22 protein-coding genes and 1 pseudogene are annotated in these 26,352 nt (G+C 67.7%); 8 read left to right on the top strand and 15 right to left on the bottom strand.

The annotated features are described in order from the left end of the window. The first annotated feature begins 161 nt into the window (after positions 1-161). Complete coding sequence (locus tag LQ955_RS07420) at positions 162-1,523, top strand: hypothetical protein (protein WP_231027532.1); 1,362 nt, start codon at positions 162-164, stop codon at positions 1,521-1,523. Between the two features lie 96 nt (positions 1,524-1,619). Here the strand turns inward: LQ955_RS07420 and LQ955_RS07425 are convergent, their stop codons facing one another. Together LQ955_RS07425 and LQ955_RS07430 are read right to left on the bottom strand one after the other, a co-directional pair. Beyond that, positions 1,620-2,549: an NADP-dependent oxidoreductase gene (locus LQ955_RS07425; RefSeq protein ID WP_231027533.1), complete on the bottom strand. Its 930-nt coding sequence runs from the start codon at positions 2,547-2,549 to the stop codon at positions 1,620-1,622. A 23-nt stretch (positions 2,550-2,572) separates the two neighbouring features. Then, a complete protein-coding gene (locus LQ955_RS07430; protein WP_231027534.1) occupies positions 2,573-3,214 on the bottom strand; it encodes a TetR/AcrR family transcriptional regulator in 642 nt (213 codons plus the stop codon). Positions 3,215-3,334: 120 nt separating this feature from the next. On the opposite strand from LQ955_RS07430, the gene LQ955_RS07435 reads away from it, so the two are divergent. Then, on the top strand, positions 3,335-4,375 hold the full coding sequence (locus LQ955_RS07435; RefSeq protein ID WP_231027535.1) for an aldo/keto reductase: 1,041 nt from the start codon (positions 3,335-3,337) through the stop codon (positions 4,373-4,375). Positions 4,376-4,542: 167 nt separating this feature from the next. Here the strand turns inward: LQ955_RS07435 and LQ955_RS07440 are convergent, their stop codons facing one another. Continuing rightward, positions 4,543-4,893 (bottom strand): ArsR/SmtB family transcription factor, encoded by a 351-nt coding sequence (locus tag LQ955_RS07440; RefSeq protein WP_231027536.1) that lies wholly within the window; start codon positions 4,891-4,893, stop codon positions 4,543-4,545. Between the two features lie 266 nt (positions 4,894-5,159). Between LQ955_RS07440 and LQ955_RS07445 the strand changes: the two genes are divergently transcribed. Further along, a complete protein-coding gene (locus LQ955_RS07445) occupies positions 5,160-5,564 on the top strand; it encodes an arsenate reductase ArsC (RefSeq protein ID WP_231027537.1) in 405 nt (134 codons plus the stop codon). 57 nt (positions 5,565-5,621) lie between these two features. Here LQ955_RS07445 and LQ955_RS07450 read toward each other — a convergent pair whose 3' ends face one another. Beyond that, positions 5,622-6,650, bottom strand: coding sequence for an SDR family NAD(P)-dependent oxidoreductase (locus LQ955_RS07450; RefSeq protein WP_231027538.1), 1,029 nt, complete (start codon positions 6,648-6,650; stop codon positions 5,622-5,624). Between the two features lie 47 nt (positions 6,651-6,697). Between LQ955_RS07450 and LQ955_RS07455 the strand changes: the two genes are divergently transcribed. Next, positions 6,698-7,306: a TetR/AcrR family transcriptional regulator gene (locus LQ955_RS07455; protein ID WP_231027539.1), complete on the top strand. Its 609-nt coding sequence runs from the start codon at positions 6,698-6,700 to the stop codon at positions 7,304-7,306. 230 nt (positions 7,307-7,536) lie between these two features. Then, complete coding sequence (locus LQ955_RS07460) at positions 7,537-9,126, top strand: FAD-dependent monooxygenase (RefSeq protein ID WP_231027540.1); 1,590 nt, start codon at positions 7,537-7,539, stop codon at positions 9,124-9,126. A 66-nt stretch (positions 9,127-9,192) separates the two neighbouring features. Here the strand turns inward: LQ955_RS07460 and LQ955_RS07465 are convergent, their stop codons facing one another. The 3 genes from LQ955_RS07465 to LQ955_RS07475 all read right to left on the bottom strand — a co-directional run bounded on the left by LQ955_RS07465 (position 9,193) and on the right by LQ955_RS07475 (position 12,739). After that, positions 9,193-10,230, bottom strand: coding sequence for a serine hydrolase domain-containing protein (locus tag LQ955_RS07465; protein WP_231027541.1), 1,038 nt, complete (start codon positions 10,228-10,230; stop codon positions 9,193-9,195). A 211-nt stretch (positions 10,231-10,441) separates the two neighbouring features. Then, a complete protein-coding gene (locus LQ955_RS07470) occupies positions 10,442-11,899 on the bottom strand; it encodes an APC family permease (protein WP_231027542.1) in 1,458 nt (485 codons plus the stop codon). Between the two features lie 93 nt (positions 11,900-11,992). Next, on the bottom strand, positions 11,993-12,739 hold the full coding sequence (locus LQ955_RS07475; protein ID WP_231027543.1) for a TetR/AcrR family transcriptional regulator: 747 nt from the start codon (positions 12,737-12,739) through the stop codon (positions 11,993-11,995). A gap of 85 nt (positions 12,740-12,824) precedes the next feature. Between LQ955_RS07475 and LQ955_RS07480 the strand changes: the two genes are divergently transcribed. Next, positions 12,825-13,697, top strand: a complete 873-nt coding sequence (locus LQ955_RS07480) for an NAD(P)H-binding protein (protein ID WP_231027544.1) — start codon at positions 12,825-12,827, stop codon at positions 13,695-13,697. Between the two features lie 69 nt (positions 13,698-13,766). On the opposite strand, the gene LQ955_RS07485 is transcribed toward LQ955_RS07480, so the two are convergent. The 8 genes and pseudogenes from LQ955_RS07485 to LQ955_RS07525 all read right to left on the bottom strand — a co-directional run bounded on the left by LQ955_RS07485 (position 13,767) and on the right by LQ955_RS07525 (position 21,802). Beyond that, positions 13,767-14,585, bottom strand: coding sequence for an SDR family oxidoreductase (locus tag LQ955_RS07485; RefSeq protein ID WP_231027545.1), 819 nt, complete (start codon positions 14,583-14,585; stop codon positions 13,767-13,769). A 76-nt stretch (positions 14,586-14,661) separates the two neighbouring features. Beyond that, on the bottom strand, positions 14,662-15,174 hold the full coding sequence (locus tag LQ955_RS07490; protein WP_231027546.1) for a mycothiol transferase: 513 nt from the start codon (positions 15,172-15,174) through the stop codon (positions 14,662-14,664). 9 nt (positions 15,175-15,183) lie between these two features. After that, positions 15,184-15,660: a VOC family protein gene (locus tag LQ955_RS07495; RefSeq protein ID WP_231027547.1), complete on the bottom strand. Its 477-nt coding sequence runs from the start codon at positions 15,658-15,660 to the stop codon at positions 15,184-15,186. Positions 15,661-15,901: 241 nt separating this feature from the next. Continuing rightward, positions 15,902-16,231, bottom strand: a complete 330-nt coding sequence (locus tag LQ955_RS07500) for a hypothetical protein (RefSeq protein WP_231027548.1) — start codon at positions 16,229-16,231, stop codon at positions 15,902-15,904. Positions 16,232-16,455: 224 nt separating this feature from the next. Then, positions 16,456-20,220: an AAA family ATPase gene (locus LQ955_RS07505; protein ID WP_231027549.1), complete on the bottom strand. Its 3,765-nt coding sequence runs from the start codon at positions 20,218-20,220 to the stop codon at positions 16,456-16,458. Continuing rightward, the gene (locus tag LQ955_RS07510) at positions 20,201-20,401 is read right to left on the bottom strand and encodes a hypothetical protein (RefSeq protein WP_231027550.1); all 201 of its coding nucleotides are present in this window, start codon (positions 20,399-20,401) and stop codon (positions 20,201-20,203) included. The genes LQ955_RS07505 and LQ955_RS07510 overlap by 20 nt, the downstream gene beginning before the upstream one ends. A gap of 106 nt (positions 20,402-20,507) precedes the next feature. After that, positions 20,508-21,375: pseudogene (locus LQ955_RS07515) on the bottom strand (LLM class F420-dependent oxidoreductase). A gap of 4 nt (positions 21,376-21,379) precedes the next feature. Continuing rightward, positions 21,380-21,802 (bottom strand): hypothetical protein, encoded by a 423-nt coding sequence (locus LQ955_RS07525; RefSeq protein WP_231027551.1) that lies wholly within the window; start codon positions 21,800-21,802, stop codon positions 21,380-21,382. Positions 21,803-21,959: 157 nt separating this feature from the next. Between LQ955_RS07525 and LQ955_RS07530 the strand changes: the two genes are divergently transcribed. Then, positions 21,960-23,024 (top strand): ATP-dependent DNA ligase, encoded by a 1,065-nt coding sequence (locus LQ955_RS07530; RefSeq protein ID WP_231027552.1) that lies wholly within the window; start codon positions 21,960-21,962, stop codon positions 23,022-23,024. A 137-nt stretch (positions 23,025-23,161) separates the two neighbouring features. Beyond that, on the top strand, positions 23,162-26,200 hold the full coding sequence (locus LQ955_RS07535) for a DUF2207 domain-containing protein (protein WP_231027553.1): 3,039 nt from the start codon (positions 23,162-23,164) through the stop codon (positions 26,198-26,200). The last annotated feature ends 152 nt before the right edge of the window (positions 26,201-26,352 follow it).

Consider the following 26,352-nt stretch of genomic DNA (forward strand, 5'->3'; position numbering starts at 1 on the left):
GCCGGTCGGCGCAGGGAGGGCTCAACAGGGCCTCCCTGCGTGCGCGCAGGGCCAGGATGGGCACCTCGAGGCAGAGATCTGAAGGCAGCGATATCGCGAGAACTCTGGAGAGTCGACCACATCTCGGGTTACATTTGCCTCGACGACATCTGGGGGTAGCTGTGAGAAACGTCTCTTCGACACCGAATCGCCGCGCCAAACGACTGCGTGTACTCGTCGGCGTGGCGGTCAGCGCACTTGCCGCCGTGGCGCTCGCCATACCCGCGGCTGCGTCGGCGGCCGAGCCAGCCGCGACGCCTGACGCTGCGCAACCCGTGGGTTGCGGCTATGGCACGGGCGGGCCCTACGCCGACACCCTCTGCTGGATCGACATGGCGAGCTACAGCGACGCCACAGCGCGAAGCGCTGCGGGTCAACCGTTCAGCATCACGCTGCCGGGCGGCTATACGACCACGTTCACGGCTCACACTTCCGGCACGAACCCCGTGCGGGCCAGCGGATTTCCGACCTGGGGCGGGGCAGCGATCGGCAACCAGATCTACCTGGGCACGCCCGGGCAGCCCGCCCTGTATCAAGATGCGGTCTTCGGCCCCTACGGCGTTTCGACGATCACGCTCGACGACATCGCGGTGACGGATTCATCGGGCGCCGCCGTTCAGGGCTGGCAGTTCGTCGGTGCCGACGCCGAGTCGACCTTCGGCAACGAGAGCATCACCTTCACCTCCGGCAGCGGAGTCAAGGTTCTGGCGACGTACGAATCGAGCCCGGGCCAGAACGGCTGCCAGCGAAACATCGTTCAGGTCGACCCCAACACGATTACGTGCACCGGCGACTTGACGTCGAGCGGGTACGGAACGGCGCTCGTCAGCTCGACGCAGCCGAGCTCGTTCACCCAGACCATGACCGTCGGGTACACCCCCGATGCTCGGGAAGGCGTCGCCTTCGCGTTCCAGAGTTCAAAACTGCAGGCCGACGCAACCGTCGTCAACCGCGCGGCGGCGGGCGACACGTTCGACGTCAGCGTGACGTCGCCGGAGTCGACGGTGGTCGGCACCGCATCGACGGGTGACGGCAGCAGTGCATCCACGGGTCAGCTGACGGTGCTGCCCCGAGTCACCGACGGAACCGCATACACTCTGGCGTTGACCGGCACCAACCTCGCCGCCTACACGCCGACCTGGACGTGCGACGTGAACGGCGTGGCCGACACCGCTCTGTCAGCGACAGGTGTCACATCACTGAGCGTGTCGCCTGCCGCGGGTGGTCTCGTGGCCTGCAGGGTGTCACTGGATGTCGCGGCTGTCGTTCCGCCGACGACCCCGACCCCCACACCCACGCCGACGACGACCGCCGTAGCGGGGCCAGTGACCATTACGCCGCCGACGGCGGCGGCAACGGCGGCCAAGCCCGCTCTCGCATCGACGGGTCTTGACGCCTCGGCAATCGCTCTCGGTGCGGCGGTTCTGCTCGCTCTGGGTGCGGGTGCCTTCGCGATTCGGCGGCGAGTGGCGGGCTCGAAGTAGTCCGCCGGGCCGCCGATTCGCCCACACGTCTAGTCCCTGCACGCCTGCATTCCCTGCACGCTTATTCGCTTATTCGCTTATTCGCTTACAAAGGCGCTATTCGCGCACAATGAGTACCGTCTTGCCCGGCGCACGGTGGGTACCCGCGCCGCTTTCGAACGCCGCCCGGCCCTGCTCGAGTGAGAACGTGCTCGCGATCACGACGTCGAGTTCGCCGCGGTCGGCGAGGTCGGAGAGTCGGTCGAGCTCGTCGACGTCGGGCGCCACGATGAAGAACGTCGCCTCGACGCCCGCGGCCGCGGCCCGGGCCTGATCGGGCGGCCCCTGCAGCGTGACGAGCCGGCCGCCCTCGACGATGACCTCGAAGGAGTTCTGTAGAGCATCCCCACCGATCGTGTCGATCACCACGTCGAATCGCCTGCCCCGCTCCGTGAAGTCGTCGGTGTCGGTGTCGATGATCTCGTCGGCGCCGAGCGAGGTCGCGAGAGCCACGCCGTCGCCTCGAACGGTTGTCGTTACGGTGGCGCCGACCGATTTCGCGAGCTGAACAGCGAAGATGCCGACGCCGCCCGCTCCGCCCTGAACGAGCACCCGATCATCCTCACTGACGGCCGCAACATCGAAGAGCGCCTGCCACGCCGTGAGAGCAGCGAGCGGCAGCGCGGCCGTCTGCGCGTGCGTCAGACGAGCGGGTTTGCGTGCCAGATCGGCCGTCGGCACGGCGACGTACTCTGCTGCGGCTCCCTCCAACTCGAACCGGATGAGCCCGTAGACCTCATCACCCACCGAGACGCCCGCCGCGTCGTCTGACAACGCCGCGACCACGCCCGAGAACTCGTGGCCGGGAATGGCCGGAAGGTGCGTCCACGTTTCGTCCCACGTCAGCTCGGCGAAGGTGATGGCGGTGGCGTACACCTCGACCAGCACCTCGCCCGGCCCGAGCGTCGGCAGAGCAATCGTGTCGAGCTGCAGCTGCTCGGGGCCGCCCCGCTGGTGCGCTCGCAGGGCTCTCATCGTTTCGTTCATCGGCGTCTCCTTCGACCTCACGTCTACTGTGGCGCGGCTTGCGCGCGAATGCCAGTGCCGGCGAGACCATCGACGAAGATGCGGATCATGCGGCGGTTCGCGGCGGGCGGGATGGGCTGGATGGGCTGATCGGGCTGGGTGGGCTGTCCGGGCTGGGTGGGTTGTCCGGGCTGTCCGGCCTGTCCGGCCTGCCCAGCTTGGCAGAGCAGAGCGACGGTGAGCAGAACTTCGCGGGCGGTGACGTCGGCGCGCGCGCATCCGGCGTCGACGGCGCGGGTGAGCAGCTCGTCGAAGACGGGCACAAACTGGTCGAGCAGCCGGCCGGGCAGGCCGTCGTAAGCCGGGTCGCCGGAATGCAGGGCCGCACCGAGGCCGCTCTTGGTGCCGACAAAATCGGCGAACCGGTCGATTGAGCCGAGCAGCGCATCCCACGGGCCGAGGGTGGCGGCGAGCTGTTCGGCGGCGGCGATGCACTCGTCGATCTCGTTCTGCATGACCGCGACAATGAGGTCGGAGCGGCGCGGAAAGTGCCGGTAGAGGGTACCGACGCCCACGCCGGCGAGGTCGGTGATCTCTTTGGCGGGAGCATCCACACCGCTGCGGGCGAAGACGGTCTTGGCGGCGTCGAGCAGTGAGACGACGTTCTGCTGGGCGTCGGAGCGCACGGCACGACCTTTCTGTCTCGCACGGTTTCTGTCGCGCGAGCATTGCTAAACGGAAAGCAATTCCGTATAGTTTCGGAAAGAGCTTCCGCTTATTGGAAGTATACGTCTGGAGAACACACCATGCAGTATAGAAACCTCGGCAGAACCGGCATCACCGTGAGCGCATACGGCCTTGGCGCGCTCATGTTCGCTACGTCAGTCGGCAATCCCGACCCCGAAGACTCCGCCAGAATCATCCACCGGGCACTGGATGCCGGCATCAACCTCATCGACACTGCCGACGCCTATGCAGACTCAGAAGAGGTGGTCGGCAAGGCGCTGAAGGGGCGGCGCGACGCTGTCGTACTGACGACCAAGTTCGGGCGGCCGGTCGATTCCGACCCGAACCACCGCGGCACCTCGCGGCGCTGGATCATGACCGCCGTGGAGAACTCGCTGCGACGACTGCAGACCGACTACATCGACGTGTACCAGATTCACCGGCTCGACCCCACGACCGACATCGATGAGACGCTTTCGGCGCTCACCGATCTGGTTCGGGCGGGCAAGGTGCGCGCGATCGGGTCGTCGAACACTCCCGCGTCGTACATGGTCGAGGCGCAATGGATGTCGGAGCGGCGCGGATTCGAGCGATTCCACACCGAGCAGCCGCCGTACTCGCTGTTGAACCGCAGCATCGAGAGCGAAGTGCTTGCGGTGGCGCAGCAGTACGGCATGGGTATTTTGACCTGGGGGCCGCTCGGCCAAGGCATGCTCACCGGCCGAGTTCGTCGGGGCGGAGGCACCGACGTGATCCGCGCGAAGTTTCTGTCGTCGTTCGCAGACGAGCGCCGGCTCGACGCGGTGGAGCAGCTGATTCCGCTTGCCGCAGAGGCCGGGCTGTCGATGCCGCACCTCGCGATGGCCTTCGCGACCACGCACCCGGGTGTGTCGAGTGCGCTGCTGGGTGCTCGCACGATGGAGCAGCTCGACGACCTGCTCGCCGGGGTCGACACCGTGCTCTCTGACGAGGTACTCGACCGCATCGACGCCATTGTTCCGCCCGGCACTGACGTCGGCACCCTCGATCAGGCCTACGTGCCCCCGGCCATCGCGCAGCTGTCGCTGCGTCGCCGACCCCTCGCCGAGCGCGGGGCGCCCTCGCCTGCCTTGTCGAAGTGACTACGGTCGGAGCTGACGCTGCATGTCGACGTATCGCAGGGATGCGACGCCAGCTCCGACGAAAGCCCCCCAGCCGGGCAAGCCAGGAGCCAGGAGCCCGGCGGCTGGGCAGCTGGGCAGCCGGGCAGCCGCCTAAAGCGACAGCGCGCGAGCAGAAGCCCGTGTCGTCAGACGGTGGTCAGCAGGGTGGCGGCCGAGTCGAGGGCGCCGGAGACCAGGCGGTAGTAGTGCCAGGTGCCACGCTTCGAAACGGTGAGGTATCCGGCATCCACCAGCACTTTCAGGTGGTGCGAGACCGTGGGCTGCGACAGGCCGAGGGGGTCGGTGAGGTCACAGACGCACGCCTCACCGTCTTCGTGCGCGGCGACCATCGAGAGCAGGCGGAGCCGCGCCGGGTCAGCGAGCGCCTTCAGCGATCGGGCCAGCGATTCGGCGTTCTGCGGGGAGATGGCCTCGCGGGTCAACGGTGCACAGCACGACTGCAGGTCACGAACGGGAATCAGCTGAGCGACGGGCATACACCGATGATGCCATAAACATTGACAGGCGTCGATGTTTAATCGGAGACTGTGTGCATCGACAGCCGTCGATGTTGAGAGGAGGATCGTGATGGATGATTGTTGCGACCCGTCAGTCTGCCCGCCGGAGTGTCTAGCCGGCTGCACGCCTGACTGCTGCTGAACGTTCGGCCGCCGCCGGCGAGATCGGTGGCGGCCGAACCCACCCGACCCGGCCTGACCCGTCTGACCCGGCCGAATCCGGCCAGACCCGAAGAAAGAAGCCCATGACTCAGCCCACCGTGTTGTTCGTCTGCGTGCACAATGCCGGCCGATCCCAGATGGCGGCCGGCTACATGCGGCAGCTCAGCGGTGGCCGGGTGACGGTGCTGTCGGGCGGTTCTGAGCCCGGCGACTCGATCAACCCCGTCGCGGTGGCGGCGATGGCCGAAGAAGGCATCGATATCGCGGGCGAAGTGCCGAGCATCCTGCAGACCGAAGACGTTCGGGGGTCAGACGTGGTGATCACCATGGGCTGCGGCGATGCCTGCCCCATTTTTCCGGGCAAACGTTACGAAGACTGGCAACTGACCGACCCCGCCGGCAAAGCGATCGACGAGGTGCGGCCGATTCGCGACGACATCAAACGGCGCATCGAAGCGCTGTTAGAAGAGATCACCGCCGCCGGGTGAGGTCAGTGCAGGCGGGTCGAGTCAGTGCAGGCGGGTCGCACTCGCGTCGCATCGACCTCAGCCGCGAAGAAGCCCGGTCGAGACCGCCCAGAGCCGCTCGGCTGCCGCGGGGTCGAGCGCCCAGCGCTTCACCCCGTGCGGATGCTCGGCGAGCGTAGCCTCGTCGGGCACCGTGTAAGCCTCCCGACAATCGTCGAGGTAGTGGCCGCCCGTGTGGGCGAACTCGGGCGAGACAGCGGCGACGAGGGTGGTGGATGCTCCCTGCTCGACCGTCTTGTACGTGAACACTCCGGCCGCCTCCGCCGCATCGAGCGACGCCTTCTGCTGCGGCGTGAAGTTGCGCTGCAAACCGGTCGCGACTCCCCCGGGGTTGACGGCGTTCGCAACGATGCCGTCGGATGCCCAGAGCCGAGTGGCCTCGACCGCAAACAGGGAATTCGCCGTCTTCGACTGAGCGTAGGCGAGTTGCGGATCGTAGGGCCGAGACTCGAACTGCAGGTCGTCGAAGTCGACGTTCGACCTCATGTGCGCCGTCGAGCTGAGCGAAACGATACGGGCGCCCCCACGGTCTGCCGCGCCGAGCGCAAGGGCGTCGTGCAGCCCGGTTGCGAGTGCAAAATGCCCGAGGTGGTTGGTGGCGAATTGCAGCTCGTACCCCGCGGCCGTTCCTTCGAGACCGCCCGTGACAACGCCGGCGTTGTTGATCAGCAGGTGCAGGGGGCCACGCCAGTTGTGCACGAAGCGATCGATGCTGGCGGGGTCGGCCAGGTCGAGCTGAGCCACGCGCGGGTGCTGGACTGCGCGCGGGCGCTGAGCCTCGCGCGGATTCTGAGCCCCGGCCGCAGGGCCGGATGACCGCCCCGCGGCCGCGATCGAGTCGGCAACCGCATCACCCTGCCGCGTGTTGCGCACCGCGAGTGTGACCGTAGCCTCGGCCGCGGCAAGCGCGCGGGCGGTCTCGGCTCCGATGCCCGACGCTCCGCCCGTCACGACGGCTTGCAGGCCGCCGAGGTCGATGCCGCTCAGCACCTCGTCGGCGGTGCTCGAGGCGTCGAAGCGTGTGGAGATGAGTTCATGATCGGTCATGCGATCACTATACAGATTAGACAGTATTTGTATAGTAGGCTCTTGCCATGGGTGCGACGAACATCGACACGACGGCAACACCAACGGCAACGCCAACGCCAACGCCAACCGCAACGGCAACGGCCGCCGACACCGATCGGCGAGTTCGGGTGCTTGAATCGGCACTGACGACGTTCGCCCGGTACGGCTACCGCAAGACCTCCATGGATCAGGTGGCAAACGACGCCGACATCTCGCGGCCCGGGCTCTACTTTCTGTTCACCTCGAAAGAGACGATCTTCCGCGCTGCAGTGACCCAGGCCCTCAACAACGACCTCTCAGCGGCCGACGCCGCCCTGAGCAGCGACCGCGCCCTGGCCGAGCGCCTGCTCGACGCCTTCGACCACTGGGCGGGTTCGTATGTCGGACCCCTCGCTCGCGACATCGCGGGGGTGATCGACGACAACCCCCGCCTGCTCGGCGACATCGTCACGACGGCGCCGCAGCGCTTCGAAGGGTTGATCACTCAGGCCCTCGCCTCCGATCGGTCACCCGACCGGGCATCCGCTCTGGCTCGAACCCTCATCAGCACCTCGATCGGCCTCAAGCATCAGGTCGACTTGCGGGCCGAATACCGAGATCGACTGAGGGTTGCTCTCGAGCTGCTGGGGCTCTGACATTCGAAGCGCCGAGCGTGCCCGGCGCCGAGCGTTGCGCGCGCCCCGCCCCAAACACAGCGCCAGAAAACAGAAAAAGCAAGGAAAACATCTCCCTGCCTTAATCAGATTATCGACCAGCACGGGGCTTGCCGCAAGACCCCCTCTGTGCCGCAGACTACGTGTTCGGGTTCTTTCGAGCCCGAGAGACGGGGTGCGATGTGAGTGAGCGCAGTGTGAACGAGTGTGCAGTGGCGATTGTCGGAGCAGGGCCGACCGGCATGATGCTGGCGGCCGAGCTGGCGCTGGCGGGGGTGGATGTTCGGCTGCTCGAACGGCGACCGACGCAGCAGCTCGCGGGGTCGCGGGCCGGCGGCCTGCAGTCGCGCACCATCGAGGTGTTCGACCAGCGCGGCATCGCCGACCGCTTTCTCGAGGCGGGCACGACGGCTCAGGTACAGCGATTCGGCGAAGTCACGCTCGACATCAGCGATTTTCCGACGCGACACCCCTACGGGCTGGGGCTGTGGCAGAACCGCATCGAGGCAATTCTCGCGGAGTGGATTCGGGAGCTCGGGGTCAGCGTCGAGTACGGGTGCGAGGTGACGGGGGTCGAGGCCGACGATACCGGGGTGACCGTGCGAGTGGCGGGCGGGCATCCGGATGTCGCGGGCGACGCCCCGGGCCCGATGAAGGACTCTGCGAAAGCGCTCGGCGACGACGACGTGCGGGCGCAGTATGTGGTCGGCTGCGATGGCGGCCGAAGCGCGGTGCGCAAGGCGGCGGGCATCGCGTTCGAGGGGTGGGAGGCGACCGTCAGCAACCTCGTGGCCGAGGTCGAGTACGGCGTCGAACCCGAGCGGGGCATGCGCAAAGACAAAGACGGCGGGGGCAGCAACGGCATCGGTCCTATCGAGAAGGGGTCGTCGACCATCCGTGTCGTCGTCACCGAGAACGAGCTGAAACCGGGCGCCGCGGAACCGACGCTCGCCGACCTGAGCGAGGCGATGGTCGCCGTGTGGGGCACCGATTTCGGGGTGCACTCCCCCACCTGGATCTCGCGCTTCACCGACGCCGCGCGCCAGGCCGTCGCGTATCGGGCCGGGCGCATCCTGCTCGCCGGAGACGCGGCCCACGTGCACTATCCGGCCGGCGGGCAGGGGCTCAATATCGGGGTGCAAGACGCTGTGAATCTCGGGTGGAAGCTCGCCCAGGTGGTGGCCGGAGTCTCGCCGGCGTCACTGCTCGACACCTACGAGGCCGAGCGGCATCCGGTCGCAGCGCAGGTGCTGCAAGACACGCTGGCGCAGGTGGGCCTGCGGCGGGCGGATGCCCGGTCGAAAGCCGTGGCGTCGGCCGTCGCCGACCTGCTCTCGCTCGACCAGGCCCGCAAACACGTCGGGGCACGGCTCTCGGGGCTCGGCGTGCACTACGACCTCGGGCCGGAGGCAAGCGCAGCGGGCGCTGCCGAGCACCCGCTTCTGGGGCGACGGATGCCCGACCTCGACCTGCTCGTCGAGGCCCGCCCCCTGCGCGCCTCAGAGCTGCTGCACGACGCGCGCCCCGTTCTGCTCGACTTCAGTCGAGCGTTCGTCGGTGATCTCGTCTCCGAGTGGAGTAGCCGCGTGAAGATCGTTCGCGCAACCTGCGCGGGCCCGTGGGAACTACCCGAGATCGGTGCGGTACCGGCGCCGACGGCCGTGCTGGTGCGCCCCGACGGGTACGTCGCGTGGGTGGGCAGCACCGGCGCCGATGCCAACGTCGACTCCGACGCCCACACCGACGCCGACGTGGTCGCCGAGCTGATCGAAGCGCTCATCCGCTGGGTCGGTCGGCCCTGAGGCCACGCCGCCTCGATTCGCCTGAGCCGCAGCGTGCGGAGAGCTGCCCCGGCCCCGGGCATCCGTTCAGTCGGCGAGAGCCTTCAGAGCGGCCGGAGCGAGCTCGACCAGGCCCGGGTAGCCGGGACTGGTGCCCGCGGGGTCGATGTCGTTCAGAATGACGATGGTCAGCTTCGCGTCGGGGCAGTAAGCGGCGATGCCGTTGGAGCCGGGTATTGAGCCCGCGTGACCGAGGCACGTGCCGACGCCGGGAACATTCCACGAGGCCAGACCAGCGCCCTCGCCGAGCTGAACGGCCGGGATGCCCGCCGTGGCGTAGGCGCTGCTGTAGTACGCCGACGAGAGCGGCGTGAGGTTCTTCATGAGCGTCTTGTGCGCGGCGTCGAGCACGTCACCCGCCACGAGGTCACGAATCCAGGTCGCCTGATCTCGGGCGGTGCTGACCATGCCGCCGGCCGCCCAGGCACCGCTCCATTGCGGCGACGGAACCGGGGCGGTCGGTTGTGGCGCCGAGGGCTTTCCGAGGCAGTCGCTGCCCGATCCTTCGGCGCACGCGAGGTCAAAGCCGGTGAGGGCGACCGGGCCCGATCCGTACCCGTCGAGGTAGGTGCTGGTGAGGCCGAGCTTCGTGATGAAGCGGGTCTGCACGAGCTGGTCATAGGGCGTGCCCGAGGCCAGCTCGGCAATGCGGCCCAAGATGATATAGCCGGCGTTGAGGTACTGGTAGCTGGTTCCCGGTGCGGCGATGGGCGCCTGGGCGAACACGTTGTCGATGACCTGCTGGTTGGTGGCAGTGCCCACAAGACTCATGTCGAGCTCGTAGAGTCCACTCTCGTGCTGCAGCAACTCGAGCACAGTGATCGTGGAGGCGTTCGGCGCCGAAGGAAACCAGGTGCCGATGGTGTCGTTCAGCGAGAGCACTTTCTCTTCGTCGAGCTGCATGATGAGCGCCGCAGTGAACAGCTTGGTCATGCTTCCGATGTGAAACGTGTCGTCGACCGAGATGGGTTGCGAGCCGAGTACAGCGTCGCCACTGGCGACGAGGCTCGCGGGTGCGTCGCCGACGGATGCCGCGACCACCGTTCCGGGCACCGAGAAGGTCATCGAGCTCGCCTGATACGAAGTTTGCCAAGCGGCGACAGGAGCCGACATCGCCGCAGCGAACGCAGCGTCAGACCTGGACGGCGACGTGGTGGGGCCGTCGGATGAGCCCTGGCCCGAGGAACCCGCCCCTGTCGCGCATCCGGCCAGCGTAAGCAGTGCCACGACGGCGACCGCAACCCGCCAGCTCCGCAGAGTCAGGCCGAGCCCTGATTCACTCGAGAGCCTCAGCGGGTGCCAGCTCTACGGCACTACCCCCGTCGGGCTCGGTGTAGAGAACGTCGCGGTTGAAGATCCACAATTTCAGAAAGTAGAGCGCTCCCAGCACAATCAGCCCGAGCACGACGATGTTGGGTATCACCGCACTCGGCGGCGTCACGAGCGTGAAGACGGCGAACCCCACCCAGACCAGGGCCACGATCGAAACCGGTATCTCGAATCGGCCGAGACTGAAGCCGCCCGCCTTCACCTCGAGCCGCTTGCGAACGACGAGGTAGAGCACCACGATCGCGCCGTACAGCAGGGCGGGCAAGACGGTGGCGCCTTCGATCAACTGCAGCAGGGCATCCCCCGGCAACGCGACCATGAGCACAACACCGATCACCAGAATGAGCAGCGTGGCGGGCACCGGCGTCTGCGTTCGCGGATTCACCCTGCGCATGAGACTGTGTGCCGGAAACCGCTTGTCGCGCGCCATGGCGAACACCTGGCGCGAACAAGCGGCCATGACCACCATTCCTGCGCCGAAGAACGCGAACACGATGCCGGCGAGCAGGATGCGCTCCACCACAGGCCCGAGCTGATCGCCAATGATGTCGGCCACGGGCGAACCGCTGGTGCTGATGGCGGGAATGTCTTTGATCGCCACCGTGAGCACGATCAGAAAGAGCAGCCCGGCGACAGCCGCCGCGACCACCGAGAACACAATGGCCCGCGGCACGCTCTTGAACGGGTCTTTCGCCTCTTCGGCGAGGTTGGCGGCCGAATCGAAGCCGACGAGCGTGGTGAGGCCCATCAGCATGCCGGCCATGAGGCCGCCGCCGATGGCGTAGTAGTTGGGGTCACCCGCAGTGATTCCGCGAGAGGCGAGGTTCGAGATATTGCCGCTGCCCGTCACCGCGATCACGACGATGAGGCCGATCACCAGCAGCACCAGAATGCCGAGCTCCACTCCGACGGCGCCCGACGTGATCCAGCCGAGCAGCCGTGTCGAGGCGATAACGAGCACGGCTTGTACGACGAGGATGATCAGGGTGATGATGCGCGCCAGCTCCTCGTCGGGCGCCATACCCAGCAGCGGCATGAGTGCCTGACTGGCCATGGCGTTCGCCATGGTCACCACTGCCGTGGCCAGATACCAGAACGTGAGCCAGCCGAAGAACCAGCCCACCCTCGGGTTCGCCAGGCGCGACGCCCACTGGTACGACGACCCGGTCAGCGCGATACGAGCAGCGAACTGGGCCACAACCAGGGCGACCAGTGTTTGCCCGACCGAGGAGATGATCCAGAGCCAGATGCCCACCGGCCCGGCACTCTGCAGAGTCTGGCTGTAGGTGGCGAAGACTCCCACCGCGACAGAAATGAAGGCGAAAGAGATGGCGAACAGCTGAAAGCCGCCGAGGGTGCGCCTCAGCTCGGGCGAGGATGCCGCGCCACCGGGGTGCTCTGTCACTCGGCCACCGCGCAACCCCACATCGTCAGGAGGTCATCCCGCGCCAGTCGGCCGGAACGTCGCCAAATCGTAGCAGCAAGTGCGTCGTCGTGGCTACAAGTTCTTACGTTGCCGAGTCTGCTCCAATTCAAGCGCGCGGTCGAGCCAGTCGGTGAGGAGCATGCGCTCGGCCTCGGTCAGAGCATCCAGTTTCGTCGCCACGGCCCGAAAAGCGATCGTCGCCGCTGTGACCGTGTCGGTGTTGGCCTCGCGCTCGGGAGCGTCGGTGAGAATGCGTGCGAGCACAGCTTCGAACATGTCGTCGGCGAGGCCGGCATCTCGTTCGCTGGGCGGGGTCGACAGCTGCGTTTGAATCACGCCGGTTCCCGCCGACTGGATCAGCTTGACCGCCCTCGGCTCGGAGACGCGCAGCCGCCCGGCCAGAGCGATGCGGTGAACGCGGGCCTCGAGCACCTCGCGGCCCGACCGCGCGGCCGGCGAGTGAATGACCCGGGCAGGATCACTCATGAGCGCGAAGAGTGTTGGATTCGCGACACCGAACTCGATCTGCGACAGCCAGCCTGAGCGCAGATCATCGAGCGGATCGACGTCATCGGCAGACGCCGCAGCTACCACTGCGGCCTTGGCCGAGACGAAACCTGCCATCGTGTGCTCGGCGACAGCCTCGAGCAAGCCGTCTTTGTCACCGAACAGCCGGTAAATCGTGGGCGCCTGAACACCGGCCGCCTCAGCGACTCCGCGCGTCGTCACGGCCGACGGACCTTGCTCGCGCAGCAGCTGTGCCGCGACCTCGACAATGCGCGACCTCGTGTCGGCGCGGGTGCTCGTCGTTTCGATCATGAACCAACGATAACGTAGTTTCGTTATCACAGTGTTTTCGGTGATACGCTAATTATGATTTCATCGATAACACGAAAGGATGATCATGATCATCGTCACCGGAGCAACCGGAGCCCTCAACGGCGCTACCGTCGACCACCTGCTCGACCGTCTGCCCGCGAGCGAGATCGTCGTGGTCGCCCGCGACGCCGCGAAGGCCCAGCGTTTCGCCGACCTCGGCATCGCCGTACGGCAGGGCGATTACGCCGACGCCGCGTCGCTCCCAGGCGCATTCGAGGGCGCCGACCAGCTGCTGCTCGTGTCGTCGAGCGACCCGGCAGCCGACGCGGTGAGCCTGCACAAGACGGCGATCGACGCCGCAGTCAGCGTCGGAGTCGGCCGTATTCTCTACACGAGCCACCAGGGCGCCTCCCTCGACACCCCGTTCGGCCCGGGGCGCGATCACGCCGCCACCGAGCAACTGCTGGCCGAATCCGGTGTCGCTTGGACCTCGCTGCGCAACGGCTTCTACGCGCACAGCCTGAATTGGCTGCTCGGCCCGTGGCACGAGACCGGCACCATTGCAGTGCCCGCCGACGGCCCCGTGTCGTGGACGGCGCGGGAAGATGCGGCAGAGGCCGCGGCGATCATCCTCACCTCTGACGAACTCGCGACCGGCCGGTTCGACGGCCCGGTCACTCTCACCGCGAGCGCCGCGCCGACCTTCGAAGACATCGCCGTGATCGCCTCCGACCTGGCGGGCCACGAGGTGACGAGAGTCGTACTCGACCCCGAAGAGTGGATCGCCGCCCAGGTGGCAGGCGGGCAGCCGGAGTTCGTCGCCCGCTTCATGCTCGGCATGTACCAGGCCGCAGACCAGGGCTTCTTCGCTGGGGTCGATCCTCTGCTCGGCGAGATGCTCGGCCGCGAGCCGCGAACGGTGCGCGAGCTGCTGTCACAGCCGGCAGCCGCCCACTAGAGCGGGTCTGCTGCAGGATGCCCGAAGAACCTCTCCCGGGCATCCTGCAGCCGCGCGGTTGGTGTGCGCTCAGCCCTGAGCCTCGACCGACCAGTCGTTGTACTTCTCCCACGTTTCGATGCGGCCAGCGTAATCGGCCTTGGCGATGTGGAGGGGGCTGGTGCCGAAGAAGATGCGCAGCGGCGGCTCGTCGAGATCGACGAGCTTGAGCACGACCGGTGCGCTCGAGCCGGGATCGCCGGCCGCGCCCATGCGGGCCTTTCTCGCCTCGGCGACCTGCTTGTGCGCTTCGGCGTAGGCCGGCAGCTCGTCGGAACGCACCGACGACGATCCGCCCCAGTCGGTGTCGAACCCGCCGGGCTCGATGAGGGTGACGTGGATGCCGAATCCCGCGACCTCTTGAGAGAGTGCCTGCGAGAACCCTTCGAGCCCCCACTTCGACGCGTGGTACATACCTACCAGCGGAAAGGCCGAGATTCCGCCGATCGACGAGACCTGAATGATGTGCCCGCTGCCTTGCTCACGCAAGAACGGCAGGGCGGCCTGCGTCACCCAGAGGGCGCCGAACAGGTTCGTCTCGATCTGGGCGCGGGCGTCTTTCTCGCTGACTTCTTCGATGAAACCGAAGTGGCCGTATCCGGCGTTGTTGATGACGACGTCGAGGCGGCCGAACTTCTCGTGCGCTGCCGCGACGGCGGCGAACGCCGCGTCGTGGTCGGTGACATCGAGCTGAAGCGGCAGAATCGCGTCGCCGTATTTCTCCACGAGGTCGTCGAGGCTGCTCACGTTGCGAGCCGTTGCCGCGACCTTGTCACCGCGCTCGAGGGCTGCGGTGGCCCACTCTTTGCCGAACCCGCGAGACGTACCGGTGATGAACCAAACCTTCATGAGCGTATCCTCCGCAAACAAGACCGTGGCCGTCGATTCGGCGGCCTCTTTCAGGCTACGCCTGTTGCGGCGTTGTCTAGCGACGCGCGAAGACACCCTTGACGAGTGCGGCCTGGCCGACATGCTGGGTGTCGTCGTTGTACACGCTCACCAGGCGCGCGGCGAGGGTGACCGGCGGGTTCCACCGGGTATCGACGATGCGGTCGAGGTCGGCCTCCGACAGGCTCTCGATGTAGCGGATCGTCGCTTCATGCACGGCATCGAAGTAATCGCCGAGCTGCTGGGCGGTGAGACCGGCCACCTGCGCGACCTCTTCGGCTGACTGACCGTATCCCGAGGCCGAAGAATCGAACGGCAGACCGAAGGCTTCGAACCAGCCCGACGTCAGCCAGAGCTGCTCGGTGCCGGCGACATCGCTGACCTGGGCATCCTGACCCCGGGTGAGATGCCAGACGAGCCAGGCGATCGTATTCGCCTCGGGGTCGATGCGGTACGTGAGCGCGTCGTCGCCGAGGCCCTCGAGAATGCGGTGCACCGAGCCGTGCACTCGGTCGAAAGAGTCGAGCAGAACATCCGTTGCGGTAGCCATAGAGCCAGCCTAGGCTGCGTCGTGGGCCGCCTGCAGCGCCGCGATGTCGAGCTTCTTCATCGTCATCATGGCCGTCATGGTGCGACTCGCTGCCTCGCGGTCGGAGTCGCCCAGGAGTTCGCCCATAATGGGCGGAACGATCTGCCACGACAGACCGTACTTGTCTTTCAGCCAGCCGCACATGCTCTCTTCGCCGCCATCGGCGGTGAGGGCGTTCCAGAAGTAGTCGATCTTCTCCTGCGTTTCGGCCACGACCGAGAACGAAATCGCCTCGCTGAAGGTGAACTGCGGGCCGGCGTTGATCGCCTGAAACTCGATGCCTTCGAGCTCGAAGTCGACCACCATCGCGGTGCCGGCAGGGTACGGCGAGCCTTCGGGGTAACGCGAGACGCTCAGGATGCGCGAATTGTCGAAGATGCCGACGTAGAGTTCGGCGGCCTCCTCTGCTTGTGTGTCGAACCAGAGGAACGGGCTGATCGCTTGCATCTTCACTCCTTCGTGTGGATGTGGGTGGCCGTGGGGGGCCTGCGCCGGGTGGGCGGTGGCCGTGGGGGGGCCGCGCCGGGTGGGCGGTGGCCCCTCCCGGCTCAGCGTAGCGAGCGCGCTGCGAGGGCGCTACCGGCGCGCGGCGCGGCGCGCGCCACCCGGCACCTGGCGCACTACCGCGGAGTGCGCTACCCGGCCCGCGGCGCACTACCGCGGAGTGCGCCACCCGGCCCGCGGCGCATTACCACCGGGAGTCTCGGCGTTCGCTGTCGAAGTCGCGGTCGGCGAGCGGAGCGCCGGGGCGGTTTGCGACCGATCCGTAGCCGCCGTTTCGCACCGCGACGACGGTCGCCGCGATGGCGATGACGGCCAGTACGGCAAGAAGGATGAGAAAGAACATGACGGCCTCCGAGTGATTCGTCGCGCACACGCTGTGCGGCGATGTGTCGAGACTCGTCTCTGAGGTGGGCACCCCGAATGGGGCGAAGTACCTATCTTCGAGTCCGTCGGCCTGAGGTCGTTCGCCACCCTCGGACGCCACGCGGCGCACCGCCCGTCTTGAGGTAGTCATGACGTGGCTGAGGCGGGTATAGCGACCTCAGCTTCGTCGCAACGACCTCACTTCGCGTGCTCTGAGGGAAGCGGGCAGGCGCGCGGCCGACAGCGGGCAGGCGCGCAGGCCGGCGGGCAAGAGCGGGCGGGCAGGCGCGCAGGCCGGCGGGCAAGAGCGGGCGGGCAGGCGCGCGGCCGACAGCACTCAGGCACGCAGGCCGGCGGGCGACAGCACGCAAGCGGTCAGGCGCGCGGCGCCGCGGTGAAGGAGCGGGCCCAGTGGGCCGCTTCGGTGCGGGTGGCGGCGCCCGACTTGCGCAGAATGTTCGAGACGTGCACGCTGGCCGTCTTCACGCTGATGTAGAGCTGCTCGGCGATCTGCTTGTTGCTGAGTCCGCGCTCGAGAAGCTCGAGTACCTGGCGCTCGCGCTCGGTCAGCAGCGCTTCGGGTGTCGAGCCATCGATGAGCACCTCGGGCCGCAGCGCTTCACCCCCTGCGGATGCCTCGGGGGCGAGCCGAGCATCCGATTCTCTGCTCGCCGCGGTGGCCGCCGGCGAAGAGGCCGTCAGGGCGACCGCGCCCACGCGGCGCTCGAGCTCGCTCACCCGCGCCACTACGAGACCGAGCTCGATGCGCTCTGCGGCCGCGCGGGCGCGCTGCGACCAGAGGCGAGCGGATGCCCGATTGCCCGCATTCGCGAAGGCCTCTGCCGCGCCGACCATCGCGTAGGGCGCGAGCTGGGCGTCGGTGCGCGATCCACTCTCGGTGACGGCCTCACAGGCGGCGACCGCGAGCAGCCAGCGGTCGGCATCGGTGCCGGTGCCGCGCGGTCCGCCGAGTTCGGCTTCGAAGAGGGCGATGCTCGCGGGTGCGGTGGGCCACGCCGAGGCAGCCGCGAGCACCTCGCGCAGCCGCACTTCGATCTCGCCGCCGACCACAGTGGGTGCGGCGGGCGCGGCGGAGGCCGTGTCTGAGGTCTCGAGGTGTGCGGCGGTCGGGTACGCTCCGCTCGGGTGCGCTCCGCTCGGTGACGCTCCGCTCGGTGACGTGCCCGTCGGGTCAGCGGCCGTCGGCCCGGCAACCGTCAGCCCGGTGGCCGTAGGCCCTGCAGCGGTCGGCTCGGCAGCCGTCAGCCCTGCAGCGGTCGGCTCGGCAGTGGTCAGCCCGGCAGCGGTCTGGACCGTCGCGGTCGACTCCATCACTGCCGAACCCACCGCGCCCCGCACGGGCGTCGAATCGGCCCCCGCCGCAGCCACGTCGGGCATCGATGCGACCGAATCACCCGCGGCCCGCAGAGACACCGCGGCCTCCCCCGCGGCGCCCCGCACGGGCATCGGATCGGCCCCCGTCGCCGAAGGAGCCGACAGTTGCAGACCGGTGCGGCGCGCGGCGGCGAGAACGCGGGCCGCGGTGCGCAGCACCGGCAGGTCGAAGGCGGGAAAAGCGCGGTGGTCGTCGGCGAGCAGTACCGAGACGTCGTTCCAGGCGTGCCGCACATCGCCCTGCGCCAACGCGATCTCGGCCGAGACATGGGCGAGACCGAGTCGCGACTGCGCGTCGATGCGCAGCTGCAGCCGCAGACCCGAGCGCCAGGTGCGCAGCAGGCGCTGTGCCTCGTCTGCGTCGCCCGACCAGAGTATCGACTGCAATTTGAGACGCTGCAGGTGCGCCCGATAGCCGATCGGCGGGTCGAGGTCGAGCGCTCGGTCGAGCACCTCGTCGGCCCGGGTGCGCTCACCCAGCGCGAAGAGCGGGCTCACGATGTTCGCGAGCAGCATGATTCCCGACGTGCGCTCGACCCCGAGTTCGCGGGCCCGTTGCGCCCCCGCCTCTGCCGTACGAATCGCATCGTCGAACCGGCCGAGCAAATTGAGCGCGTCGGACTGGTTCACCCAGTAGCGCAACTGGGCCGAATCGTTGCCGACCGCCAGCGACCCGGCGAGGGCCAGGTCGGCGAGCCCTTCGTCGATCTGGCCGAAGCCGAACCGGGAGATGCCGCGGATGTTCGCTGCCACCGACATGCGCGCCGTCGACTGCACGGCGGAGGCCTCGGCGAACGACCGACCGGCGATCGTGATCGCCTCCTCGAACCGCGCCTCGAGCATCAAGCGCGCCGCCAGCTCGCCCAGAATGTTAGCGCGCAGAACGCTGCGCGGCCGCAGATGGATCACATCGAGCGCCTCGCGCAGAAGCGCGATCGACCCGACCTGCCCCACGTTCGCCAAGTACGATGCCTTGTTGCGCAGCATGCGCGCGTACAGCTCCGGATGCTCGCTGGGCCGCGACTCGGCGAGCGCCTCATCGATGAGGTCGATGGCCCGCTCGCTCTCGCCCGCGTTGCGCAGAATGTAGGAGGTCTCGGCAAGCAGCTCGATACGCGAACGGCCGGCGACCTGTTCGGGCGACGGCACGTCGTTCCACAGCTCGAGCGCACGCTCGCCCATGCGTGCCGCCGCGAGGTACGCGAACGAGTTTCGGGCCTGCTGAAGGGCGATGAGAGAGGCCACGAAGGCGCGCGACGGGTTGTGGGCGAGCATCCAGTGGTAGGAGACGACGCTCGCGTCGCCCGACACTGAGCCTGCGGCCAGCACTGAGCCCGCGCCTGGCACCGAGGCCGCACCCGGGACCGAGCCCGCACCCGGGACCGAGCTCGCACCCGCACCCGCACCCGCACCCGCACCCGCACCCGACACCGTGCCCGACTCCGCGGCGGCACCTGATGGCGAGGCGGCCACCGCTTCTGCACCCGAACCCGCACCGGCACCCGCCTCTGCACCGCCGCCCGACTCGAGCGCCTCGGCGTACCGGGTGTGAAACCGCACCCGCTCCCCCGGCAGCAACTGTTCGTGCACGGCCTCTCGCACCAGCGAGTGCCGAAACGCGTACCCCGACTCGTCCACCACGAGCACGCCGGCCGTCATCGCCTCGCGCACCGCCGCGTCGATCTCGTCGTCTTCATAAACGCACACCAGCGACAGCAGGCCGTGCTCGACGCGCACTCCGCCTGCCGCGATCATGCGCAGCAGCGCCTGCGTCTTCTCGCTCAGCTGGTCGTACCTCGCGAGCAGAATGTCGCGCAGCGTCTCGGGAAAACTCTCGGCACCCACGAACGTCTCGCAGCCCACCAGCTCTTCGACGAAGAACGGCACCCCGTCGGTGCGCTCGAAGATGATGTCGGTCTCGCGTACGTCGAGCCCGAGCCCATCGGGCCCGACACCGTGAATGCACATCGCCAGCTCGCGCACCTGACGCCGCGTGAGCCGGGAGAGTTCGCGCCGAATGACCCGTCTGTTGCGATCGAGCTCGGGCAGCCAGGCGCGCAGAGCGCTGCCCCTGCTCACCTCGTCACTTCTGAACGTGAGCACAAACAGAAGGCGAGCCCGCTCGACCATACGCACGACGAAGCGCAACACGGCGAGGGTGGCCTGGTCGGCCCAGTGGATGTCTTCGACGATCACTACGAGCGGATGCTCGGCGGCGACGGCCTCGAACACCCGCGCCACCGCGTCGAAGAGCCGTTCCGCCCCTTCACTTCGGGGCTCGGTACGATACGACTCGGCGCCCGGACCCGCAGCGGCACCCGCACCAGCACCGGCACCGGCACCGGCAGCACTTTCGCCGTTCTCGGAGACCGCCCGAACGCGTGCTTCAGCACGCAGCTCAGGCAGCAGAACCGACAACGCGTCACGCCCATCACCGGCGGCCGCGAGGAACGCGTCTTCGCCGACCTGTCTAGCGAGCGATCGCAGCACAAAGATCAGCGGGGCATACGGCGGCGCATCTCGATCGAGGTCGACGCACTGACCACGCAGAACCAGCAACCCCCCGCTCGAGTCGGCCGACTGCCGCAAAAACTCGTCCACGAGCCGCGTCTTGCCGATGCCGGCCTCGCCGCCGAGCAGCACGCTCTGGGTCACCCGGCCCGACACCGACTCGTCGAGGGCAGCGAGCAGCTGCTCGAGGTCGTTTTCACGCCCGACGAGCACGTTACTGCTGGTGGCTGGCATGCCTCCATGCTGCCACGAGCCCCCGACGCCCGGTGTTCTTCTTCTCGTCGAACCGCTCGCGAGCGAGGCGGCGGTACTCGAGCTCACGGTCGAACTCGCCCTCGCTGAGGTGGTGGAGCTGCAGGAAGGATTCCGCTGAATACAACATGTTCTGCCCTTTCGTCTGGTTTTCGATAACCATGACGAAACTCTCTAAGGCACCCCGTGGGCATGAGGCGGATGCCCTATCTTGCCGATTCGAGCAGGCGCGCGACGGGCATCCACCCGCCGCGCCCCCCGTCGCAGCGTCAGATCTCGCTGAGGCGCGGAACCACCCGGGCGGTCATCTCTGCCGCCCAGCCCGCCGGGTCAGGGGCGAGCGCGGCGGTCGACACCAGGTCGATGCCGATGGCAGCGTACTGCTCCATCGATGACAGAAACGCGTCGGTGTCGGCGAACTCGGTGTTCTGCACCAGCACGGTCTTCTCGATGGTGGAGTAATCGCGCCCCACGTCGTCGCAGTGCCGTTTGAGCACGTCGAGCTTGTTCTGCACGGCCGCGACGTCGCCGCCGAACAGGTTGCAGGCGTCGGCGTACTGGGCGACGAGCTTGAGGGTCTTCTTCTCGCCACCGCCGCCGATGAGCAGGGGCGGGCCCGGCTTCTGAATCGGCTGCGGCGAACAGATCGTCTCAGCGAGGTGGTAGTACTCGCCGTTGTACGACCCGTCGTCGTCGCTCCACATCTGACGACAGATCTGAATGGTCTCTTCGAGCCGGCCGAACCGCTCGGCGATGGGCGGGTACGGCACACCCAGAGCTAGGTGTTCGCGCTCGTACCAGGCGGCACCGAGTCCGAGAATGGCACGGCCCTCCGAGAATGTCGAGAGTCGTGACGATCTTCGCCAGCAGACCCGGGTGCCGATACGTGACGCCGGTGACGAGCAGCCCGAGTCGAACGTTCGAGGTCTTGGCCGCCACGAAACCCAGCGAGGTATAACCCTCGAGCATCGGGTCGTACGAGGTGGCGAACTGTTCCATCTGAAACCAGTGATCCATCATGGTGAACAGCGAAACGCCGCCCTGGTCTGCCGCTTCTGCGGTCGCCGCGAGCGTCGGCGCAAGCGCCGCGCCGCCACCGGGAAGCGTGAAGTTCATGAAGTGGATGCCGAGTTTCATGACTTCACTCTACGTCGGTGTGCTGCCCCTCATCGTCGTCGATCGGCGTGCGCTGCCCGTCATCGTCGTCGATCGGCACGCTCACTTCCACCGAGTAGAACTCGTTGCGCGCCCGGGCCCGCTCTTCGCGCTCGAGCCGCAGCCGTTCCTGCTTCTCTTCGCGCTCGCGCAGGCGGTCTTGATCCACTTCGACCCGGCGTACGGTGACGCCCCGCTTGACCGCGGGGCTCGCCGAGGAGGGTGCCTTCGACGCCGCGCGCGATCGGGGTGTCGACGACGAACCCGATGCACTCGACCGGGTGCTGCTCGAACCGCCGGTCGTCGAACGCGACGAAACGGTGCCGGTCACCGGCGGCATTCCGGTGCCTTCGCACCGCTCGCCGTGCTTGTTCTCGTGCTGAATCAGCGTGTTCGAGACCAACCCCACAGCAACCGCCCGCCCGCATACCGGGCATTTTGTCGCCACACCACTCGCCATTTGTCGTCAGACCTTTCACGCTTTACGGAGCCCGTCGGGAATCGGGCGCATTCGATTGTACGAGCCACCCCTGTGCCCCGCAGCCAGACTGCGGGATGATCGAACCATGCTCCCCACAGCCTCCGCCCCCATCGCCCCGATGCTGGCCAAAGCGGTCGACACCGTTCCTCTGCCCGACAAGGTCGCCGGCGGGCTGAGCTACGAACCCAAATGGGACGGCTTTCGCGCCATCGTCTACGTCGAAGGCACCGGCGACGACCGAACCGTCGAGATCGGCAGCCGCGGCTCGAAGATGCTGACGCGGTACTTTCCCGAGCTCGTGGCGGCGTTCACGACGCTTCTGCCCGAACCGTGCGTGCTCGACGGCGAGATCGTCGTGCAGCGCGGCGAAGCGGGAGCCGCAAAGCTCGATTGGGAGGCGCTGAGCCAGCGCATCCATCCGGCCGCGAGTCGGGTTGCGAAGCTCTCGGTCGAGACTCCCGCGATGTTCGTAGCGTTCGATCTACTGGGGTTGGGCGACGAGAGCCTGCTCGACACGCCCTTCGGCGAGCGCCGAGGAGCACTCGAAGCGCTGATGGCGGGAATCGGGCATCCACTTCACCTCAGCCAGGTCACCACCGACGTCGAACTGGCCCGCCGCTGGCTCGTCGAGTTCGAGGGCGCCGGCCTCGACGGTGTGGTCGCCAAACCCCTGGCCGCCGCCTACGCACCGAACAAGCGGCTCATGCTGAAGACGAAGCACCACCGCACGGCCGATGCCGTCGTGCTGGGCTACCGGATGCACACCAGCGGCCGCGGCGTCGGTTCGCTGCTGCTCGGGCTCTATGACGTCGACGGAAAGCTGCGCAATGTGGGTGGCGCGTCGGCCTTCAGCGATGCCCGCCGGCTCGAACTGATCGACGAGCTCGCTCCCTACGTCGAGCGCGACGCGAACGGAGACATCGTGAAAGGCGAAACCGAGCGAAGCCGCTTCTCGGGCTCGAAAGACGTGTCATTCGTGCGGTTGCGCCCCGAAAAAGTGGTCGAGGTGCGTTACGACCAGATGGAGGGATCGCGCTTTCGGCACACCGTACAGTTCGATCGCTGGCGCCCCGACCGCGACCCTCTCTCGTGCACCTTCGACCAGCTCGACCTCCCCACCGCCTACGACCTCAGTCGCGTGCTGGTCTAGCGCGCGACATCCGCCGGGCCGCCCGCCGCCCGCCGCCCAGCCCGGCCGGCCACGCCATCGAGCTACGAGTTTGTGCGGGTGCGCAAGCCCGGAACCCGCACAAACTCGTAGCTCGATTGCCTGAGTAAGCTCGAAGAGTGGCCGACGACGATTCCGAAGACAAGGTCGACGACCCAACCGACGCCGGGTACTACCGGGCGGAGGCCGACGCCTCCGAGCGTATTCCGGCACCGGCACCGAAACAGACCTGGCTCTGGGTCGTGCTGTCGCGGTGGCTGCTGCGCCTCGAGGGGTGGCTGCGCTCGCACGGCGGTCGCGGGTTGCGCATCGGGTTGCGTGTGTTCTGGGGCGCCGTGGCGATCGCCGGAGTGGCGCTGCTGGTCGGGCCGGTCATCAATCCTCCGCTGACGCTCGACGACATCACGCACTCGGCCTCGACCGTCACCGATCGCTGGATCGCCCGCGACTTCGCCGCCGACTACCAGATCGCCCGAAACGCGCAGGGCGAGCTGGTGGCTCACGTCACGGAGAACATCAGCGCGACTTTTCCCGACGGCACCGATGAGTCGGGCATCCAGCGCGTGCTCGCCACCGAGTACCAGTCGCACGCGCTGAACCCGTCGAATGTGCAGGCAACCCTCGACGGCGCGCCCGTCGAGGTGGGTGTATCGCACGGCGCCGATCAGGAGACGCTGACGATCGACGGCTCCGGGCAGTTGCAGGGCGACCACGAGTTCGTGCTGCAGTACGACCTCGAGAATCTCGCCTATTCCAGCACCGACACGGCGACCGGCCAAGCAACCGACCTGCTGCGCTGGGACGTCTTCGGGCCGTCGTGGCCGCAGGGCTTCGCCGGCCTCGACGTGAAGGTCACGATTCCGAAAGAACTGGATGACCGGCTGATCCGTCAACCGCGTGGAACCCTCGCGTGGACTCTGCTCAGCGCGGGCCAGTGGCTGAGCCCCGAACCCAGCACGGCCGGCTCGACCGACGTCACGTACCACTTCAGCAACGACCAGAACATTCCGCCGCATGCGCAGGCCGCGTTCAGCATGAGCTTCGAGCCGGGAACGTTCTCGATGCCGGCACCCACGCCCCTGTATTTCGTGCAGGTGTGGGGCCCGCTCGCTCCGCTTATCTTTCTCGCGATCACGTTGTTGCTCGCGCTGGCGGCGCGTGCGGTGGCGTGGAGCGACGCCCGGGGGCGCCCGTGGTTCGTGGCCCAGTCAGACCCGCCGAAAGACATCACTGCGCGGATGGCGGCCCAGATCATCCGGTCGCCCGCCGCGCTCGAGCTCGCCGACGCGCTCGCCTCAGCGCAGGGCGTGAAGGCCAAGGCGACGCGACGCAACCGCCTCATCGCCGCGGCTCGGGTGGCCGAACGCACGGGCCGAATCGGAGATCGTCCGCGAGCGCTCAGAAAGTACCTCGCCGCACCCGAGCGGGGCGGGCAGCTGACGGCAGGGCTGCGTCGCATTCCGCGCGGGTTCGTGCGCGATCTGTTCATCGCCGCTCCTCCCGCTCTCACCATCGTGCAGTGGGGGCTCGTGCGGCAGCTCTCGTTCCAGACCAGACTCGCCGTCGTGTGGTGGCCGGTCGCCTTCGTGCTGGTCTCGTCGGTGATCGCCCTCATTGTGCTGACCATCGCCCTGACGGCGCGGCCGCTGACCCGGCGCGGCGCGCTCGTGAAGCAGTACCTGCTCGGCATCGGGGTCTACGCCGATCGTACGAAGCTGCTCGACAGAGATGTGACGAGCGATCGTGTGCTGCCCTATGCGGTGCTGCTTGCGCCGCCTCGCGAGGCCGGCGACAAGACCGCCACGCTCATCGAGAACGAGCTGGGCGACTCCGCAGCGACGAAGGGCTGGCGTACCGGCGACTTTCTCACCGGGCCGCGGCTGATCATCCGCACGCTGGCTGTGCTCGTGGTCGCCCTGGCCATCGGCGCAGCCGCTGCGTTACCGTATCCGTTCCCGCGGTCGCCCGACTATCTCTCGTATTCCGGCGACATTCCTGGCACGCTCGACACGTCTGTCTCGGCGATGGATGTCGTCGCCACCCTCTCACGCACCTCCGACCGGCACGCGCGTATTGATGTGACCGAAAAGCTCACTGTGGCCTTCTCCGACGAAGGATCGCAGGTGCCGCAGTTCGCCCAGGAGTGGCCGAGCGTGCTGAACGGGCAGAGCCTCGGCATGACCGTCGCGTCGGTGACGCTAGACGGGGCCGCGGTTCCTTTTGCAACGGAGCAGCGCTCCGGACCCAACGGAGGCCGAGACGACGGTGCCGGCACGCTGCTGATGCACACCATGCTGCGTGCTGTCGTGACCGGCAGCCACGCGGTGCAGATCTCATACTCGCTGCAGTCGGCCGCCGTGGCCGCGCAAGCAACAGCGGGTGAGCCTGGCACCCATGCCGGTCAGGTGGTCGATCGGGTGCGCTGGGCGGCGCTGCTCGACGGTTGGGAAAGTGACTCGCAGTGGGGAGATCATCCGGTGCCGTCGCCCCTGCGCGTCTCGTTCCGTCTCTCTGACGAGCTCGCCGCGCTGGCCTCCGATGCCGGCTGGATCTCCCTCGACACCACACCCGACAACTACCAGGACTGGACGCATTCGGTGCTGCCGTTCGGCGCGCTGGCCGACGAGAGCGATGCGGGGCAGACCACCGAATCGAGCACGTCGGCAGAGGGCAGCCAGACGCACGTGCTCGATCTGAAGGCAGATGCGAACGACAGCCTTCCGTTCGACGTGACCGTCGACGATCTGGGTGCCGGAGCGGTGTTCCCGGCCGGAACCTTCGCGGGACCGTCAGAAAGCAGGATGCGCGTGGTTCAGGTCGAGTCGGCGCTGCCGATTGTCGCGGTGCTCTCCCTCGCCGCACTCGGCCTGGGGCTCGGCGTCGCGGGCATCGTGCTGGGCGCCGCTCGACGCAGGCGCGCATTCGCGGCCGGGCCGGTGCGCGATGCAGTGTGGTGGCTGGCACCGGCGTCCGCGCTCGCGGCGACCATACTCTTCGTCTGGGCGACCAGCGATATGCCTGCCGACGACCTGACCTTCATCCCGCTCGCACTCGGTTCGGTCGCCGCCCTGCTAGCGAGTGCCGCAGGCCTCATTCTCACCCGACGATCTCGTGCCACACGGCAGCCGCGAAAGGGCGCTCCCCCCGTCGCCGACTGAGCGGGTGGTGCCCCTCCTCCCCCGGCTGTCGCGGCCGAGACCGGCAGTCGCGGCCGAGACCGTCGGCTACACCTGCCGATCTCGGTCGTAGCCGACGGTTTCGCTGGGCCGCGGGGCCGCAGGGCGGGGGGCGGGGGGCGGCGCGGGGCGGG

It is taken from the genome of Subtercola endophyticus (genome assembly GCF_021044565.1).
Classification (GTDB): domain Bacteria; phylum Actinomycetota; class Actinomycetes; order Actinomycetales; family Microbacteriaceae; genus Subtercola; species Subtercola endophyticus.

Coding starts and splice junctions, on each gene's coding strand:
- LQ955_RS07425 (WP_231027533.1), bottom strand. CDS start 2,549: ATGAACGAAACGATGAGAGCCCTGCGAGCGCACCAGCGGGGCGGCCCC.
- LQ955_RS07435 (WP_231027535.1), top strand. CDS start 3,335: ATGCAGTATAGAAACCTCGGCAGAACCGGCATCACCGTGAGCGCATAC.
- LQ955_RS07440 (WP_231027536.1), bottom strand. CDS start 4,893: ATGCCCGTCGCTCAGCTGATTCCCGTTCGTGACCTGCAGTCGTGCTGT.
- LQ955_RS07445 (WP_231027537.1), top strand. CDS start 5,160: ATGACTCAGCCCACCGTGTTGTTCGTCTGCGTGCACAATGCCGGCCGA.
- LQ955_RS07450 (WP_231027538.1), bottom strand. CDS start 6,650: ATGACCGATCATGAACTCATCTCCACACGCTTCGACGCCTCGAGCACC.
- LQ955_RS07455 (WP_231027539.1), top strand. CDS start 6,698: ATGGGTGCGACGAACATCGACACGACGGCAACACCAACGGCAACGCCA.
- LQ955_RS07465 (WP_231027541.1), bottom strand. CDS start 10,230: ATGACCTTCTCGGTGCCCGGAACGGTGGTCGCGGCATCCGTCGGCGAC.
- LQ955_RS07475 (WP_231027543.1), bottom strand. CDS start 12,739: ATGATCGAAACGACGAGCACCCGCGCCGACACGAGGTCGCGCATTGTC.
- LQ955_RS07480 (WP_231027544.1), top strand. CDS start 12,825: ATGATCATCGTCACCGGAGCAACCGGAGCCCTCAACGGCGCTACCGTC.
- LQ955_RS07485 (WP_231027545.1), bottom strand. CDS start 14,585: ATGAAGGTTTGGTTCATCACCGGTACGTCTCGCGGGTTCGGCAAAGAG.
- LQ955_RS07490 (WP_231027546.1), bottom strand. CDS start 15,174: ATGGCTACCGCAACGGATGTTCTGCTCGACTCTTTCGACCGAGTGCAC.
- LQ955_RS07495 (WP_231027547.1), bottom strand. CDS start 15,660: ATGCAAGCGATCAGCCCGTTCCTCTGGTTCGACACACAAGCAGAGGAG.
- LQ955_RS07500 (WP_231027548.1), bottom strand. CDS start 16,231: ATGACTACCTCAAGACGGGCGGTGCGCCGCGTGGCGTCCGAGGGTGGC.
- LQ955_RS07505 (WP_231027549.1), bottom strand. CDS start 20,220: ATGCCAGCCACCAGCAGTAACGTGCTCGTCGGGCGTGAAAACGACCTC.
- LQ955_RS07510 (WP_231027550.1), bottom strand. CDS start 20,401: ATGGTTATCGAAAACCAGACGAAAGGGCAGAACATGTTGTATTCAGCG.
- LQ955_RS07530 (WP_231027552.1), top strand. CDS start 21,960: ATGCTCCCCACAGCCTCCGCCCCCATCGCCCCGATGCTGGCCAAAGCG.